This window comes from Dickeya poaceiphila, assembly GCF_007858975.2.
In the GTDB taxonomy this organism is placed as follows: Bacteria; Pseudomonadota; Gammaproteobacteria; order Enterobacterales; family Enterobacteriaceae; genus Dickeya; species Dickeya poaceiphila.
In genome coordinates this window covers 3,779,512-3,796,164 of sequence record NZ_CP042220.2, presented here as the reverse complement: position 1 = coordinate 3,796,164, position 16,653 = coordinate 3,779,512, and the positions used below count along the sequence as shown (strand labels likewise).

8 protein-coding genes are annotated in these 16,653 nt (G+C 58.2%); all 8 read left to right on the top strand.

Annotated elements, in window-relative coordinates; genetic code table 11:
* Genes Dpoa569_RS17020 through Dpoa569_RS16985 form a run of 8 tightly spaced genes read left to right on the top strand, consistent with a single transcriptional unit; the run spans window position 1 to window position 16,590 of the window.
* Window positions 1-4,974, top strand: coding sequence for a non-ribosomal peptide synthetase (locus Dpoa569_RS17020; protein WP_042868362.1), 4,974 nt, complete (start codon window positions 1-3; stop codon window positions 4,972-4,974).
* Complete coding sequence (locus tag Dpoa569_RS17015; RefSeq protein ID WP_042868364.1) at window positions 4,971-11,270, top strand: non-ribosomal peptide synthetase; 6,300 nt, start codon at window positions 4,971-4,973, stop codon at window positions 11,268-11,270. Before Dpoa569_RS17020 ends, Dpoa569_RS17015 begins: the two co-directional genes overlap by 4 nt.
* Window positions 11,267-11,692 (top strand): carboxymuconolactone decarboxylase family protein, encoded by a 426-nt coding sequence (locus Dpoa569_RS17010; protein ID WP_042868366.1) that lies wholly within the window; start codon window positions 11,267-11,269, stop codon window positions 11,690-11,692. Before Dpoa569_RS17015 ends, Dpoa569_RS17010 begins: the two co-directional genes overlap by 4 nt.
* A complete protein-coding gene (locus tag Dpoa569_RS17005) occupies window positions 11,679-12,524 on the top strand; it encodes a nucleotidyltransferase domain-containing protein (RefSeq protein WP_042868368.1) in 846 nt (281 codons plus the stop codon). Before Dpoa569_RS17010 ends, Dpoa569_RS17005 begins: the two co-directional genes overlap by 14 nt.
* Window positions 12,524-13,759: an MFS transporter gene (locus tag Dpoa569_RS17000; protein WP_042868370.1), complete on the top strand. Its 1,236-nt coding sequence runs from the start codon at window positions 12,524-12,526 to the stop codon at window positions 13,757-13,759. The genes Dpoa569_RS17005 and Dpoa569_RS17000 overlap by 1 nt, the downstream gene beginning before the upstream one ends.
* Window positions 13,752-14,291, top strand: a complete 540-nt coding sequence (locus Dpoa569_RS16995; protein ID WP_042868372.1) for a hypothetical protein — start codon at window positions 13,752-13,754, stop codon at window positions 14,289-14,291. The genes Dpoa569_RS17000 and Dpoa569_RS16995 overlap by 8 nt, the downstream gene beginning before the upstream one ends.
* A complete protein-coding gene (locus tag Dpoa569_RS16990) occupies window positions 14,288-15,901 on the top strand; it encodes an AMP-binding protein (protein WP_042868373.1) in 1,614 nt (537 codons plus the stop codon). The genes Dpoa569_RS16995 and Dpoa569_RS16990 overlap by 4 nt, the downstream gene beginning before the upstream one ends.
* On the top strand, window positions 15,898-16,590 hold the full coding sequence (locus Dpoa569_RS16985) for a thioesterase II family protein (RefSeq protein ID WP_042868374.1): 693 nt from the start codon (window positions 15,898-15,900) through the stop codon (window positions 16,588-16,590). Before Dpoa569_RS16990 ends, Dpoa569_RS16985 begins: the two co-directional genes overlap by 4 nt.
* Window positions 16,591-16,653 lie beyond the last annotated feature (63 nt).

Genomic DNA, 16,653 nt, shown 5'->3' with positions numbered 1-16,653 from the left:
ATGTCGTCCCCGGTCGAAAATTTCCCCTGCTTTCATCATGTTATTCAGTATTGGGCGCAGAAGCGCCCGGATACGGTCGCTTTTTACTATTTGCCTGATGGTGAAAAGGTCGCCACGTCACTCAGTTATGCTGAACTGGACAGACAGGCGCGCCTGACCGCACTGATGCTGCAGCAACAGGGCCTGAGTAAGCAGCCGGTACTGCTGCAATTTCGCCCCGGAATCGATTTTATCGTGGCGTTTTTCGGCTGTTTATATGCCGGTGTGATAGCGGTTTCCGCCTATCCACCGGGCAACAATCGCTCGAAGAGTGATCGCCTGCAAAAACTTATCGCCAGTAGCCAGGCGACCACCATCCTCACCAACCATGAAACGCTGGATGATGTGCGGCGTGAGAGTGAAGCTGACGCGTTTGCACTACGCTGTATCGAAGACGCGCAGCGTGGCGATGTTGACGCATGGTGGGCGCCAGCGTTGACCGGAGAAGACATTGCTTTCTTACAATACTCTTCCGGCTCTACCGGTGACCCAAAAGGTGTGATTGTCACCCATGCCAATCTGATGAGTAATCAGTGTGCTATCCGACAGGGGATGGGCAATGGCGACCATACGGTATTCGCCAGCTGGTTACCGTTGTTTCATGATATGGGACTCATCGGCAACGTGATGCAGCCGCTCTATCTGGGCGTCAGCTGTTGGCTGATGCCGCCGATGGCGTTTTTGCAAAAGCCTGTCCGCTGGTTGCGCCTGATTTCTGACGCGGGAGTGACCTGTAGCGGCGGACCCGATTTTGCCTACGCCCTTTGTGTCAATAACATCAGCGAGGAGGAGCGCGCAGGCCTCGATCTTTCCCGCTGGGACGTTGCCTATAATGGCGCGGAGCCGATTCGCAGTGAAACCGTGGCGCGCTTTCAGGCTGCCTATGCGCACTACGGCTTGCGACACGGCGCGCTGTATCCCTGCTATGGGCTGGCGGAAGCGACGCTGTTTGTATCGGGCAATGTAGCGGGGCAACCGGCGACGACCCTGCATGTTGACAGCGAACGGCTCAGCGCCGGGGTAGCGCAACTGACGACAACCACTGATGGCACCACGCTGGTAAGCAGCGGCCAGCTGTGGGGCGGAACTCAGCTGATTATCGCCGATCCGGAACGGCGGACGCGTTGTGCCGATGGCAGGGTGGGGGAGATTTGGCTGCGCGGTGACAGCATCAGCCGCGGATACTGGAATGCGTCAGAGGCGAATGCCACCTTGCTGGCCGCACTGGCAGATGATGCTGAGACGAGCTATCTGCGTACTGGCGATCTGGGCTTTTTGCGTGATGGTCAGCTGTATGTCACCGGGCGTCTGAAAGACGTGTTGATTGTTCGTGGCCGTAACCACTATCCGCAGGATATTGAATACACCGTGCAGAGCAGTGACAGCCAGTTTGTCACGGGGGGCGGCGTGGCGTTTATGAGTGGTGACGAACTGGTCGTGGTACAGGAAGTGCGACGCAGCGCGGTGCGCCGGTTTGATGCCGTACAAGCGCTGGAGCAGGCGCGTAGCGCCGTTGCCGGACGCCATGGTTTGACGCTGGCGCATCTGGTGGCGGTGAAACCGGGAAGCGTGGCCAAAACCTCCAGCGGCAAACTGCGTCGTCGCTATATGTGCAGCCAGTGGCAGGCGGGAAATCTTGCTCCGCTTGGCTTGCCATGCCGTAGTGAAGCCTCTGACGCCAGATCTTCTTCCGCGCTTTTCACTCTGCTTGCGGCTAAAGGGTTAAGCCCTCAGCCCCGGCATACCTTAAGTATGCTGGGTGTTGATTCACTGCTCCGGCTTGAATTGCACACCTTGTTGCAGCAGCGGTTAGCCCGCACTATTCCGCTCGACTGGTTGCTGGCCGATTTGACGCTGGAAAAACTGGAGCAGCAGCTTGCGGCCTTACCTGCGATGGAGACTGTGCCGGAGGAGGAACCTCCAGTGGAAAATGCAGCGGTGACGCCCTGGCAACAAGCGATCTGGCTACATCAACAGACGCAGCCCGACGCGTCATGCTACAACCTGGCGACCTTCCTGACGCTGTCACCGCACCACTCGCCAGAGCAGGTGCAGCAGACGTTAGATCTGCTCAGCGCGGCGCACCCGCAACTGGCGGCGACGCTGACGGATTCCGGCTGGCTTAGCGGGGCGGGAGTGAAGCTGGAATGCGTGGACGCTAGCGACTGGACGTCCGCACAGCGGTCAGCATGGTTGCTGGATTTCCGTGCGCGTCCCTTTGATTTGACTGTCAGCCCAGCGTGGCGTTGCGCCCTGCTAACCGGGCAGGGACAAGGCGTGCAACTGGCATTAGCGGTTCACCATATGATTATTGATCATATGGCCGCGCAGACATTGTTGCACGATTTGCGCCAACTGCTCGCTGGGGAACAGTGTTTACCGGCAGCCAGCCGTTTGCCGTTGATGCTCGGAAGCCTGCACAGCAGCGCTCGTCCCGATCTGCAGGCCGATGCTGGCTGGCTGGATGCGCTGTGCGCCATGCCGGAACGACCAGATTTTAATCTGGCGAAACCGGTACAACCGGCGGCGCTGGCCAGTGTGCGTCACACGCTGGCCGCCGCTGAAACGCAGGCATTAAAGCAATATGCACAGCAGGCCGGGACTACGCTGCATGTGCTGTTAGCCGCCGCCTTTGCTGCTCTGCTGGCGCGATATAGCGGTGAAACGCGACTGGCGCTTGGCATACCGGTTTCCGTGCGCGCGCCTCAGCAAGCCCGCTGGCTGGGTAATGCAGTTAATATTTTGCCACTGGCGTTGCACGTTGATGATGACACCACGCTGAAAACGCTGCTTGAGCAAGTCAGCTCGCACACTCATCTGCTGCTTCGTCATCGCTTTCTGCCCTATATTTCGTTGCTGGAACAGGTGCGGCGGCGGCAGCCTCAGCGCGATAATCTCTACCATGCCGTGTTCGCCTGTCAGAGTGAACAGCCTGATTGTCCGCCGTTTATTCCCGCAGCGGCGGCGCAAAGCCAGTTTTCACTGCTGGCATTCCCGTCGCCACAACAGATAGTGCTGGAGCTGGAGTTTGATCCGCTGCAGTGCGACAGCCACAGCGCGCAACGCTTACTGGCACATTTACAGCAATGGCTGCATGAAGCGCTGCTGCGGCCAGATATCGCCATCGGCCAGATTTGTTACCTGTCATTGGCTGAACAGGCTGAAATGGGCCTGTTGACCCGCCCGGTCACACCCCAACTGAGCCACCAGGATGTGATTAGCCGTTTCCGTCGCCAGGCGGCGTTATCCCCTGATGCTACCGCAGTCGAGGACGCCAGTGGAGCCTGCAGCTACGCTCAACTGCTGGCGCTGGCGCAAGGTTATACCGCGTTGTTGCAGCATCAGCATGTCAGGCCGGGGGAACGCATTGGCCTGGCGATGACGCGCGACCGTCATCTGCCAGCAGCGATGCTGGCGATTCATGCTGCTGGTGCCTGTTACGTGCCGATGGATCTCAGCTATCCGCCAGACAGGCTGGCCATGATGATGGAGGACAGCCAGTGCCGGATTGTTATGGCGCGCGATCCGGCGTTATTCCCCGAACATCATGTTATTACGCCAGTCGATCTGCGGCCGGAGGTTTCGCGTCCGCTGGTGGCGGCCAGTCTTGATGCTATTGCCTACGTGCTTTACACCTCAGGCTCCACCGGCAGACCGAAAGGCGTGCAGGTGACGCAGGGCAATATTTCGGCGTTGCTGGACTGGGCGCAGACCTGTCTGAGCGACAGGGAACGTGCGCGGATTCTGGCATCGACATCCATCTGCTTCGATTTGTCCGTGTTTGAATGCTTTGTTCCGCTGTGTCTCGGAACGTGCTGCGTGATCGTCGAACGTATTCTCGATCTGGCGGAGCGTTCGCTTGATGTTTCTCTGGTCAATACCGTGCCCTCCGCCGTGGAGGCGCTGTTGCAGGCCGGAGCCTTCCCGTTGCAGGCTCAGGTGGCGCTGGTGGCTGGCGAGCCTTTCCGCCAGACGCTGGTTGACCGGCTGCTGAGTCAGGCACCACTGCTGCGATTACTGGATCTGTATGGTCCGACCGAAGATACCGTCTATTCCACCTGCGCTCGCCGCTATGCCGGTGGTGATGAAACCATTGGCACGCCATTGCCTGGCACCAGGGCATACGTGCTGGATAGCGTCCAGCAGCCAGTGGCGCAAAACATGCCGGGAGAGTTGTGGCTGGCCGGGGAGAAATTGTCGCAAGGCTATTTGCAACGCCCCGAACTTAACGCGGCGGCCTTTACCGTACCTGCCGCGCTCCGCCATCTGGAAACCCGCGCCTATCGCACAGGGGATCGGGTGCGTCGTCTGGCGGATGGGCGATTAGTCTACCTGGGCCGTCTGGATCACCAGATAAAACTGAACGGTTATCGCATTGAAACCGGTGAGGTTGAGCGTTGCCTGTTGCGCGCGCCGGGTATCCAGCAGGCTGTGGTTAGTGTGGTGGAGAACGCCACCGGGCAGAAACAGCTTGCCGCCTGGTATGTTCCGGCGGGAGAGGAGCCCGGTTCCGGCGAGCTACGCCGCCAACTGGCGAAAACACTGCCTGAGTGGATGTTGCCCAGCGCCTGGCTGGCATTGCCGACATTGCCGCAAACCCCAAATGGAAAAATTGATCGCCGCGCATTGCCGTTGCCTGCCTTCGGCGAGAAACAGTCGCAACCTCTGCAACGTGAGGACGAACAGCAACTGGCGGATATATGGCAGCAGGTTTTGGGGCAGCGTCCACAGAATCGCGAGGCGCACTTTATCAGCTTGGGCGGAAATTCCCTGCTCGTAGTGCAGTTGCGTCAACAACTCAGCCGCTATCTGAATGTCGAGGTTCCGATTGCCTTGTTGCTTAATCATCGGGCTTTCGGCGAACAGGCTGATGCGCTGGCTGGCTGGTTGCAACAGGCTCAATCCTGCGACGACATTGAGGAAATTTCGTTATGAGTCAGACAGTAGATCTCTATGAGCGGTTAACGGCGCTGGGGATAACCCTGCGGCATGATAATGGACAACTGCGTGTTCGGGCAGCGAAAGGGGCGCTGGATGAAGCATTGAAAGCGCAATTGCAGTTGCACAAGTCCGGATTGCTGCAACTACTGACCGGGGAAGGAGAAAACATACCGGCCAGCGAAGGCCAGACCAGACTCTGGCTGTGGCAGCAGCAACATGGCGGTGATGCTTATCATCTGGCGCTGGGACTACGGCTTGAGGGGGGGCTGGATGCTTCGTTGTTTTGCCAGGCACTGAATGACGAAATCGCTCAGCATCCGGCCTTACGTATGCGGCTGGTGGAAACAGATCAAGGGTTGTGCCAGCGCTGCGGTAACGGACTACCGGCGATCGTTGCGCAACAGGCTCCGTCCGGCACGCCGCAACAGTGGCTGCAACAACTGGCCGCCCCCGCGTTTGATCTGGCCAACGACGTGCTGCTGCGTGCGCAATTGCTGCGCGAGGCAGAGGATCGCCATGTGTTACTGCTGGTTTTCCATCACAGTGTAATTGATGGCTGGAGTCTGGGGATGTTGCTGAATAACGTCGCCCAGCGTTATCAGGGCCATTTACCTCCAGCGGAAAACCTGCCGGTTTATCGCCCGGCGGCGGATACCCGACAAGCGGATGACTGGTGGGAAGCGCTGTTGCAGGATGCTGAGGAACCGATCTCGTTTCCTCCGGCGGTCGGCCAGCCACAGGCCGGTCATTCCGTCTTGCCGGTTGACGGTAAGCTGTGGTCCCGCCTGACGGCATTGGCAGAACGCAGTGGCGTCAGTCTGCACCACTGGATGAATGCCGCATTCCAACTGCTGTTGGCCAGGTATTACGGAAAAAACAATACCGTGGTGCTGACCCCCTATGCCAACCGTAATGCCATTGCGGACGCCCGACGTGTCGGCTTTCTGGTGAACACCTTGTATAGCAGAGCGAACATGCAGCCGACGCAAACACTGCGCGAACTGGTGCTGACATTGGCCCGGCAGACGCAGGAAAGTCTTCCCCACAGCCATGCTTCTTATCACCATCTGCGTACACGCCATCCACAGGCCGCCAGCAATATTATGTTTAGCCTGGAAAGCGATGCGGCGGATCAACTGGCGCTGTCCGGCATTCATGTCAGCCTGGTGCGATATTTTCCCCAACAGGCCAAATTTGATCTGATGCTGACCGTCGTGCCTGGCGCACAGCCGCAGTGTTTGTTTGAGTTTCGCCATGGCGCGCTGACGGCGCAGGATGTCGCAATAATGGCTGAGGCCTATCTCTGCCTGCTGCAGCAAATCGCCGACGATCCCGATGCGGCGTTGCAGACGTTCCGCCTGCAGGCCACTGCGGCAGTCGCGCAGATACCTGCATCCCCCGCAGGGCCGCTGGAGCAGATTGCGCGTCAGGTAAGGCAAACGCCGCAGGCTACTGCTGTCGCTCAGGGGCGTGAGTCATGGTCTTATGCGCAACTATGGGCAAAGGTTGGTCGGGTCGCACAATGGCTGCATCAGCAGGGGGTGCAACCGGGATCGTCGGTGGGGATTGGTTTACCCGCCGGTCCCGCCGCATTGGCGGCGACGCTGGGCGTTTTCGCCGCCGGAAGTGCTTATGTGCCGCTGGACAGACGGCAACCCGTGGCGCGTTTACAGGCAATGATTGCTGATGCGGGTCTGGCGTTGGTGATTGATGAAGAGACATTACCGGAGGGCGAAATCAGTGGCGAATGGTCCCCCTGGGTAACTCAACCGACAGATCGCGCCTGGCTGATATTTACTTCCGGCTCCACCGGGACGCCCAAAGCGGCGATTGTGCATCATGCCGGTGTTGCACGCCTGCTGGCATGGTACCAGCAGGCCGTTGGCAACGAAGAAATGCGTGCGTTGGTGATCAGTAACATCGCATTTGATTTAACCCAGAAAAACCTCTTTGCGCCGTTAATGTGTGGCGGGCAGGTGCTGTTTCCCTGCATGGAGCAGTTTGATCCAAAGGCGGTGCTGGCGGCGATCATTCAGCATCAGGTCACGGTGATTAACTGTACGCCAACCGCATTTATCTCCCTGTTGCAGGAGGCCAAAGAGCAGGGATATGTTGCACTGGACAGCTTGCGTTATGTCGTGCTGGGTGGTGAACCTATTCTGCTGGCACCGCTGCGGCAGTGGCAGCAGCAAAGGCCGACGCCATGTCGTTTTATCAACAGCTATGGTCCGACAGAGTGCGCCGATGTTGTCGCCTGGTATCTGCTGGCGAGTCCTGTTGCGCAGCAACATGAACCGGTACCGTTGGGGCAGGCTATTCCGGGGGCGCTGCTTTCGGTGGTGGATCATCATGGCCAGCCGTTACCCGCCGGGGTCAGCGGTGAACTGATGATTGATGGTGACAGTGTTGGACTGGGATATCACCAGCGTCCCGATATGACCGCACGCCAGTTTTTGTCCGGCGGGGCAGGTATCAACCAGCGGCGTTATTTAACCGGTGATCGCGCTGTGTTGCGGGAAGATGGCAATCTTTACTACCTGGGGCGCAGTGACCGGCAAATTAAGCTCAATGGCTATCGCATTGAAATTGAAGAAATTGAAGCGGCATTGCTGGCCACGGGACTGGTGGATGAAACCGCCGTCGCGCTACGAGAAGACGCGCGGGGACACGCGCTGCTGGCGGCATTTTACTGCAGCGCCGAGGTCGGGCTGACCGAGAGCCAACTGCATGACGCACTGGCGCAGCGACTGCCGCATTATCAGGTGCCTGCACGCTATGTGCCGCTCGCCGCGATGCCGCTGACCCGCAGCGGCAAAATTGATCGTAACGCGTTGCCGCAGACCTTGCCGTCCCCCGCGTCTGCCACGCAGACTGGCATATTGAATGCTGGTCTGGAGCAGGATATCGCGGAAATTTGGCAGACCTTGCTGGATTGCCCGGTCAATGATCGTGATGCTGATTTTTTCGCGCTAGGGGGGCACTCATTGCTGGCGATGGAAGTAGTGCGCCAGATTCGCCGCCAGTTGGGTATCGCGGCATCCACCGGCTTAATGATGCAACACCCGCGTCTGGCGGATTTTGCCGCCGCGCTGGCGCAGTTGCCGACCGGGCACGCGCGTACCGACCACATCGACAACCACGACCCTCATGCCGCGCACCCGCTGAGCGCGATGCAACAACGGCTATGGTTTTTGTGGCGTCTTCATGGCGCAAGCAGTGAATATTCGATGTCTGCGGCATGGCGTCTCGACGGCGCACTGGATACACTGCGGCTGCAACAGGCGCTGGTGGCGCTGGTGGCGCGACACCCTATTCTCGGCAGTCGTTTGATTGAAAATCCACAAGGTCCCCATTATCACCTTGATCCCCAGGATGGCCCGATAGCGCTGGAGGAGTATCAGGTCAGTGAAGCGGAGTTTCCCGTTTTCCGTCATGGCTTCCATACTCAGCCACTTGATTTGGCGCGCGACCGCTTTATCCGTTTTGCCCTGGTACATACGGAGCCAGCACGCCACTACCTTTTGGTTAACCTGCATCATATCGCCGCCGATGGTTTGTCATTGCCGATATTACTACAGGATCTACAGCGTGCCTGGCTTGGCTCGCTTCCTGCGGAACCTGCCCCGCAGTTCGCCTGGCTGGAGCAACAGCGCAAGGCCGCCTATCCCTTGCTGCGTGAACGCTGGCGAAGCTGGCTGGCGGATGCGCCGCAAACGTCGCGTTTTCCCACCGACTCCCAGCCTGATAGTGCTGATGAGCAGGATGCCGGCATCCAGGCGCTGTCATTAGCGCCAGAACAGTGGCGTCAACTGAAACAGCAAGCGCGGCAGTGGAGCGTTACCCCTTTTGTCGTGCTGTTGAGCAGTTGGTTTATCCTGTTGCAACGCTACAGCCGCCAGCAGGATCTGGTCTTCGGCATCCCGGTAGCGTTGCGCGATGATCCTGACAGTGCCGCAGTGATCGGGCCGTTGCTTAATAACATTCCGCTGCGTGTGCAGTGTGATAGCTCATTGCCGCTGGAAACGCTGGTGAGGCGCGTCGCTACGGCATTTGATCAGGCGATCTCCGGCTCGGCGCTGCCATTCGAAGAGATGGTTGACGCGGTGAATCCGCTGCGTGATGCGCAACAGTCGCCGCTCTTTCAGATTCAAATCGTGGAAGATCCTGTCAGCCTCGATGAACTCAGCTTGCCGGGGCTGGCGGTGACCACCTGCCCGACATTGTCGCAGCAGGCAAAGTATGATCTTAACGTGCATTTCCAGTCTCAGGGCGCGGCGTTTGGCGGTTATATCGCTTATCGCCAGTCACTGTATGGTGAGAACACCCTCGTGCGACTGGCGCAGGCGTGGCAACAGCTGATTGCCGCGATGCTGACGTCACCGGGGGCGGTGATCGACAGCCTGAGCCTGATGTCCGCCGCCGAGTTTATCGCACAGCAAAGTGAATTTTCTCACGAGGATCCTTCGCTAACCACGGCGCAGACATTGCACGGCCTGTTTGAAGCCCAGGTGAAGCGTACGCCACAGGCGACGGCGCTGGTGTGGGAGGGCGGTGAGCTGAGCTATGCCCAGCTTGATAGCTGGGCAAACCAACTGGCACATGGTCTGATTGCCTCAGGGCTGGCGTCGGGGGAGTGCGTTTCCGTCTGCCTGCCGCGCAGCGCCGCGCGTATCGCCGTGCTTTACGGCGTGCTGAAAGCGGGGGGAATGTATTTACCCATCGATCCACACTGGCCTGCCGAGCGGCAATCTCTGGTGCGCCAGCAGGCGCAGCCTGCTCAGCATATTGATGAGCAGCGCTTACTGACGCTGGCGGAAGGTCAGCCGGTGGTTGCAGTGGCGCGTCATGTTGATGCGCAGCAGTGCTGTTATCTGATGTATACCTCAGGTTCCACTGGCATACCCAAAGGGGTGCCTATTCGTCATGGTGGTGTGGCACACGATTTGCTTTTTCTTATCCGCCGTCTGGCGCTGGGGGAGGGCGACCGGGTGCTGCAATTGACATCATTCAGCTTCGACCCTGCCGTACGCGATCAGTTCGCCACGCTGGCGAGTGGTGCCGCCGCCATCCTGCCAGATGACGCCACGGCGACTCATCCTGCGCGCATTCTGGCGCTGATGGCTGCACAGCAGGTCAGTCATGTATTGTCGATGGTGCCGACACTGCTGCGTGCCTTGCTGGCGGAGAGCTGCGGTGCCGCTACCCTGCGGGTGCTGATGCTGAACGGTGAGCGTCTGCGTGGCGACGATCTCACTGCGGCATGGCGTGCTTTCGGCAGCAATCTGACCATTATCAATCAGTACGGTCCCACCGAAGCCACGATGACCAGCGCGACTCACGTGGCGACGACGCAAGACGAAAGTGCGCTGACGGTACCGCTCGGCGTCGCCAATCCCAATACCCAGTTGTTGATTATGGATGAAAAGGGCCAGCCGTTACCGCAGGGAGCGGTGGGCGAAATCTGTATTGCCGGACCGGGGCTTTCGCAGGGGTATCTGGGGCAGCGTTCACCGGAAGCCTTTGTCTGGCGCACCCTGCCTGATGGAACCCGGCAGCGTTTTTACCGCAGCGGTGATCTCGGTCGCTGGCGAAATGATGGCGTGCTGACGTTTCTCGGACGGATGGATTTCCAGGTCAAACTGCGCGGCAATCGTATTGAGCCAGGAGAAATTGATGCCTGTCTTGGGCAATTGCCTGAGATTCGTCACTGTGCGGTTAATGTGATTGGTGATGAGCGCAATCCGGTTCTGGCGGCCTGGATTGTTGAAAACACGCCGGGAACGGTACAGATCGAGGCAGTAAAACAAGCGCTGATGGCAAAACTACCTGCTTATATGGTGCCTTCCTGCTTCACGCTGTTGTCCGAGTTGCCGCTGACCGCCAGCGGCAAAGTTGACTGTCGCCGTCTGCCGCAGCAGTTGCCGCAACAACCACAGAGAAAGGCGAAAACAGGTAATGCCACCGAACAGGCTATTGCCCGCGTATGGCAGCAACTGCTTGAGCTACCAACACCGCCGGACTGCGAGACCAATTTTTTCGAGATGGGCGCCAACTCGTTGATGATGGTTCAGGCCAGCGAACGTATCGGCAACGCGCTGGGCGACTCGCTGGCGGTAGTCGATCTTTTTGCCCACCCCACTATTCGGGCACTCAGCCAGTTTGTCATGGCTAAAACACCGACCGTCGCCCCATCGCCGGAGATTAATGTTAATGCCGCCCGCCGTCGCGCCGCATTTACCCAGGCGCGTGAGCGGCGTGTTCCGGCTCAGACACAAAGGAATCCTTCATGAGTGATGCACAACCCCATCGCTTGTCGCGTGGATTGCAGGCGGTTGAAAAGTTTGAGCTGCCACTGGGCAATCCTCACGGGCTGTTACACGGGATGCGCCTGCAAGCGCCCGCGTTCAAACAACATTTTCTGGAAGATTTTGGCGATTTTTTTCGCGCAGAGCAGGCGATTGATGAGAAAACGCGCACCTTATTGTCTCTGGTGCTGGCCTGCACGGCAGGCACTCCGCCAGCTTTGCTGGAGTTTTGCGCCGGAGCCGCGCTAAAGCAGGGCTGGCAGCGTGAGCAGGTGTTGAACGCGGTGGAACTCACCGCGTTATTTAATGGCTGGCCGGCGGCGATTGCGGCAACGCAAACAGTGATGGCAACGTTCAGCAAACTGGATAACCAGGTTATGGAGGCTGAAAATTATGGCGCACGCTGATATTCCGGGTCGTTTTTTCCCTCTTGATGAACAGGGGTTTATTGTCAATGACACTTCCGCCCACCATTTTCCCGCAGCGTTTGGTGCCCGGCTGGTCAGCGCGTTTCAGCAATGGTTTCCAAAGACGCTGCGCGCTGTGTACTTGCGCGGTTCTGTCGCCCGCGGCACCCAGGTGCCTTATCTCTCCGATCTTGATGCGTTTGCCGTTGTGGCGGATGGATGCCCGACAACGCCGCTCACGGCGGATGATGCTCTGACGGTGGAATTACATCAGTTATTGCCTGGGCTGACCGAGCTGGAATTCACCACCTGCCAGGAAAAAGATGTCTTGGGCAATTACCTCGGCGTGTGGCCGTTTTTCATCAAAACACAGTCGCTGTTACTTTACGGCCATGATTATGCCCGCCAGCTGGCACCTTACCGGCCAGGGGTAGCCATTATGGGAGAGGCGTTGTGGTTATCGCAGCGGATGGCGGAATACCAAAGGCGCTTGCGCCAGCCAGAATGGCAGGCTAAACCGCGGTTGATGTGTGAGTGGATAATGAAAGCAGTGGTCCGCGCCGCTTTCGAACTGACAATGGAGCAGCAGCGTTGTTATACGCGTGATCTGTCGTTGTGTTGCCAGGTCTTTTGCCGTCAATACCCACAACAGGCCGACCTGTGCCGCCAGGCGGTGGCGTGGGCAATTGAACCGGACGATTGCCTCGCAGAGCAACAACAGTTACTGGCGGCGTTTTGCCCCTGGATAGAGCAGCAATTGCAGGTTTTACTGGCGCAGCATCAGGTCGATCCTGCGGATTACCAACTGGCTCCCGCAGTGGAGGAAGGTTGATGGCCAGTTTAAGCGAAACAGTACGTAACAAGAGTCTGCAAACCATCTGGTCAGCAGTATTAATCAGCACGCTGGGGAATTTTTTACTGATGTTATCGCTGTCGGTGTATATCTGGCGCATCACTGGCAGTAATTTTCTCGCATCGGCGGTGTTTGCCGTGCAATGGGGGGCGATCATTTTCTCTGCTCCGCTGGTCAGCCGGTTGTTGCAGCGGATTAGCGCCGCAAAACTGGCCGCGATTAGCGAATGGCTGGGCGGCGGGGTGTCACTGCTGATTGGCCTGAGCTATGAGCATTTGACGCTGGTGTTTGTGCTGCTTGCCTTGCGCGGGCTGGTCGAGAGCCTGAGCAAGGCCGCCAGGGTGGTCGCACTGAAAAATACCGTTCCTGAGCCGCTGTTGGGGCGCGCCGCCTCGCTGTTCGGTACCGGTACCTTTATTGGTATTGCGCTGGGGTCGCTGCTGGGTGCCATTCTGGTAGAAAAGAGTCCGCTGGTCTGGGTGGCGCTGATCGACAGCTTAACCTTTCTGATCTCCGGCGCGCTCTATTTCCTGCTGTGGCGACGTAACAGAACGCAGGAGAGTTCAGCGCCGGTAGCCAGCGGCAGCGCGCTGCGTCCGGCGTTTGAGGCGCTGCGCGATCTACCGCAGTTGCGGCGGCAATTTATCTGGGTGATGGTGACAACGGCGTTATTGCAGGGATTTCACAATGTGGCGCGCACCTTATTGCCTGTCAACCTTCTCGGCCTGGGCGAACAGGGGGTTATGTTGCTACAGGCGATTGCCAGCGTCAGTTTCTTTACTGGCTCGCTGGTGGTGGCGTGGTTGATGCAGGATGAAAGTCAAAGCTGGCGCAACCAGCCGTGGTTAATCGCATTGATCAGCGTGGTGTTGATGCAGTTGTCGCTGTTGACCCCGGTAGTCTGGCTGAGCCTGTCCGGCTATGCACTGTATCTGTTTGTCTTCCAGATTGCGTTCACGTTCTGCCAGAAGAACATGATTGTCCAGTGTCCGCCTTCGGCAATGGCTGCGGTATCGTCGAGCGTCTTATCGCTTTCCACCCTCGGCATGGTGCTGGCAATTGTTGCTGGCGGCGTGCTTTCTGATCAGATAGGGCTGGTCGCCACCGGTTGGGCGTTATGCGGCGTGTTTGCTGTCGTATTGCTGTGGGTAGAACTGCCCCACTGGATGGGAAAAACGAAACCCGCCGCGCTGGAGGATGCTGCAAATGATTAACTGGCTGCGCAGTGATCTGAGTGAAAAACTGATATGGTGGATTAAGCTAGGAAAGCACGATACGCCGTTGCCAGACTTGCTGGCTATCCTGCAACGCGGGGCGCTGATCGGCGAACGTCCGCCTTATATTCTCGGTGAGCGCCGCTGCATCGCCTTTAGTGAAATCCCGCTGATTCAGGCCGCCCGGCTCCTGCTGAACGCTGCTAAGGCTGGGGTCAATTTTGCCCCCTATGGGTTGCAGTTTGATCGCAATGCGCTTTTCGCCAAGGGCGCGCGGCAAACCATCCATCAGCCTTTAGCTGAAGCGGACCTCCTTCCCGCAGATCAACGCTTTCGTCATGTCTCGCTGGCACCTGAATGCGGGATTGATTTTACCTGGAAACGTGAGTGGCGACTGCCGGTAGATCAGCTGGCCTTCGATGTTGAACAATGCACGCTGATTTTACCTGATCGTCAGGCGCTGCAATGGCTGCGACAGCATAGTTCCTCCCCAATGACCGAGAATGTTCTTCTTCTGGAGACCCTGTTATGAACCTGGCTTTGGCTACAGGCGCTGAGCCACAACACCGTTTGTGGGCGCTGGATTCGCTGCATGACGTGCTTTCGCTGGCTGCTGAGCAAGCCGAAAATGGTATTGAAACGATTAATGCGGTCGGAGAGCGTACGTTCTGGCGTTACGCCGATTTCTACCCTCAGGCGCTGGCGGTCAGTCATGCTCTGGAGGATGAGGGGATCCAGCCAGGAGATCGGGTGCTACTGCGGTTGGCTGATCCGGCGGACTTTGTGCTCGCCCTGTGGGGATGTCTGTTGCTCGGTGCGGTGGCGGTGCCCGTTGCGGCGGGACAGCCGTGGCCAACGCCAGCGCATACCTTACGGCTGGCGCTGGCTTCACTGGAGCTACTTCGCCCGACAGCGATGATTGGCGCGGGAGAGGATCTGCTTCGTTTTCAACAGATCCAGCATGATGGGCCGCAGGCGCGGATGCTGGTGGTTGACGCAGCGCAATTACGCGCATTGCCTGCCAGCCACGAGGTTCGCTCGGCTGGTGCGAACGGTGATGATCTGGCGCTTATTTTCCCTACATCGGGATCTACCGGGCAGCCCAAACTGGTGACGCAGAGTGCGCGTGCGTTGATCGCCATGGCCGCCGGTAGCGCACAGATGAATGATTTTACGGCTCAGGATGTGTTCCTGAACTGGATGCCGATGGAGCATGTTGGCGCGGTGGCCTTTTTGGGTATTTTGCCCACCTGTTGCGGCGCGGCGCAAATCCATCTGGCGACGTCATGGGTAAACGAGGATCTGGGCCGTTTTCCGCGTCTGGTGGCGCAACGTCAGGCGACAGTGGGGTGGGTGCCTAACCATGTGTTCAGCGAGCTGGCGCAACGGGAGGCGGCTTCCGACTGGGATTTCAGCAGCCTGCGTTTTCTGGTGAATGCCGGAGAAAGCATCAGCGATCAGATGAGCTATTGCGCAGAACGTTTTTCTGCACACGGCCTGAATCCTTCGGCATTAAGACCCGCTTTTGGCATGTCGGAGACGTGCTCAGGATTGACCTGGTCGTCGGGCGATGGACGTCGGATAAACGGTTATGTGGATTTAGGTCTGCCGATCCCCGGCGCAAGCGTGCGCGTCACCGACTGCAACGGTGCGCTGTTAAAAGAGGGGGAGACGGGTAATTTACAGGTGCGGGGACCGTCCGTTACCCAAGGCTACTTTAACGGCGAAGCAGAAAACTGCTTCCTGCCGGGAGGATGGTTTGATACTGGCGATCGCGCCTTTTTGCATCAGGGGCGGTTATACATTACCGATCGTGAAGGGGATGGCATTGACGGTATTTCCATTCCCGGTTACCAGTTGGAAGCTGAGCTGGAACGCCTGCCTGGTGTACGCGCCGGTTACACCGCTGTTTGTCAGTCTGCGGGATTGATCGGTATTTTCTTCGTCGCTCAGTCGGGATGTGATCGCCAGACGGTGCGCAAGCGGATTGATGCGCGTCTGGCCCAGCTCATTGCGGCTGCGCCATACCAGTTGTTTGATTGCGAAGCTGAGACCATTCCACGCACATCGATTGGTAAAATTCAGCGCAAAGTACTGCGTCGCCGTCTGGCCGCTCTGACACAACAGGAGCAGGTGGAATGAGATGTTATGCATTTGGCTATGCGGGCAGCAGCGATAATGCATTTATCGCGCTTAATGCTGACTGGCCACGGACGTTGCCGCTACAGCAGTATGTCTATCCTGGACGTGGTAGCCGTATGTCCGATGAATTCGCCCCTTCACTGATGATGCTGGCCCGGCAGGCGGCAGAGGATATCGCCGGACCGGAACCGGTGATCTTGCTCGGCTACAGTTTCGGCGCTCTGGTGGCTTATGAAACCGCGCGCTATCTGCGTAGTCAGAACCGGCCCGTAGCGGGGCTGGTGGTGTGCGCGATGAATGCCCCTCATCAGCAACTCCCTTCGCGGCAGGTGCACACTTTTGATCTGCCAACGCTCATTGTTTATCTCACGACGCTGGGAGGGACGCCAGCGGAGCTTCTGGCTTCTACCGAATTGATGCGTTGGTTTGCCCCGGTAATCCAGTGTGATTATCGGCTCCTTGATGCTTATCGCCCTGAATCGGGAGACGCGCTGGATTGCCCGATTGTCGCGCTGTATGGCGAAGGCGATGCACTGACCACGTTGTCAGGCATTGCGGCATGGCGTGATTGCACTACGGTTTCTTTTCATTCCACCGCCATTGCTGGCGGCCATTTTTTCTTGCTGAACCAGCCGCAAAGCACGTTGTCTTCGTTGTTCCGCCTGTTATCTGCGGCTCTTTCAACTTGAAATTGATGTCGTGCCTGTGAACATCAAAACCGGGATGCGCTGACCGGCATCATTCGTTTTAAG

Coding starts and splice junctions, on each gene's coding strand:
- Dpoa569_RS17020 (WP_042868362.1), top strand. CDS start 1: ATGTCGTCCCCGGTCGAAAATTTCCCCTGCTTTCATCATGTTATTCAG.
- Dpoa569_RS16985 (WP_042868374.1), top strand. CDS start 15,898: ATGAGATGTTATGCATTTGGCTATGCGGGCAGCAGCGATAATGCATTT.
- Dpoa569_RS17005 (WP_042868368.1), top strand. CDS start 11,679: ATGGCGCACGCTGATATTCCGGGTCGTTTTTTCCCTCTTGATGAACAG.
- Dpoa569_RS16990 (WP_042868373.1), top strand. CDS start 14,288: ATGAACCTGGCTTTGGCTACAGGCGCTGAGCCACAACACCGTTTGTGG.
- Dpoa569_RS17000 (WP_042868370.1), top strand. CDS start 12,524: ATGGCCAGTTTAAGCGAAACAGTACGTAACAAGAGTCTGCAAACCATC.
- Dpoa569_RS16995 (WP_042868372.1), top strand. CDS start 13,752: ATGATTAACTGGCTGCGCAGTGATCTGAGTGAAAAACTGATATGGTGG.
- Dpoa569_RS17015 (WP_042868364.1), top strand. CDS start 4,971: ATGAGTCAGACAGTAGATCTCTATGAGCGGTTAACGGCGCTGGGGATA.
- Dpoa569_RS17010 (WP_042868366.1), top strand. CDS start 11,267: ATGAGTGATGCACAACCCCATCGCTTGTCGCGTGGATTGCAGGCGGTT.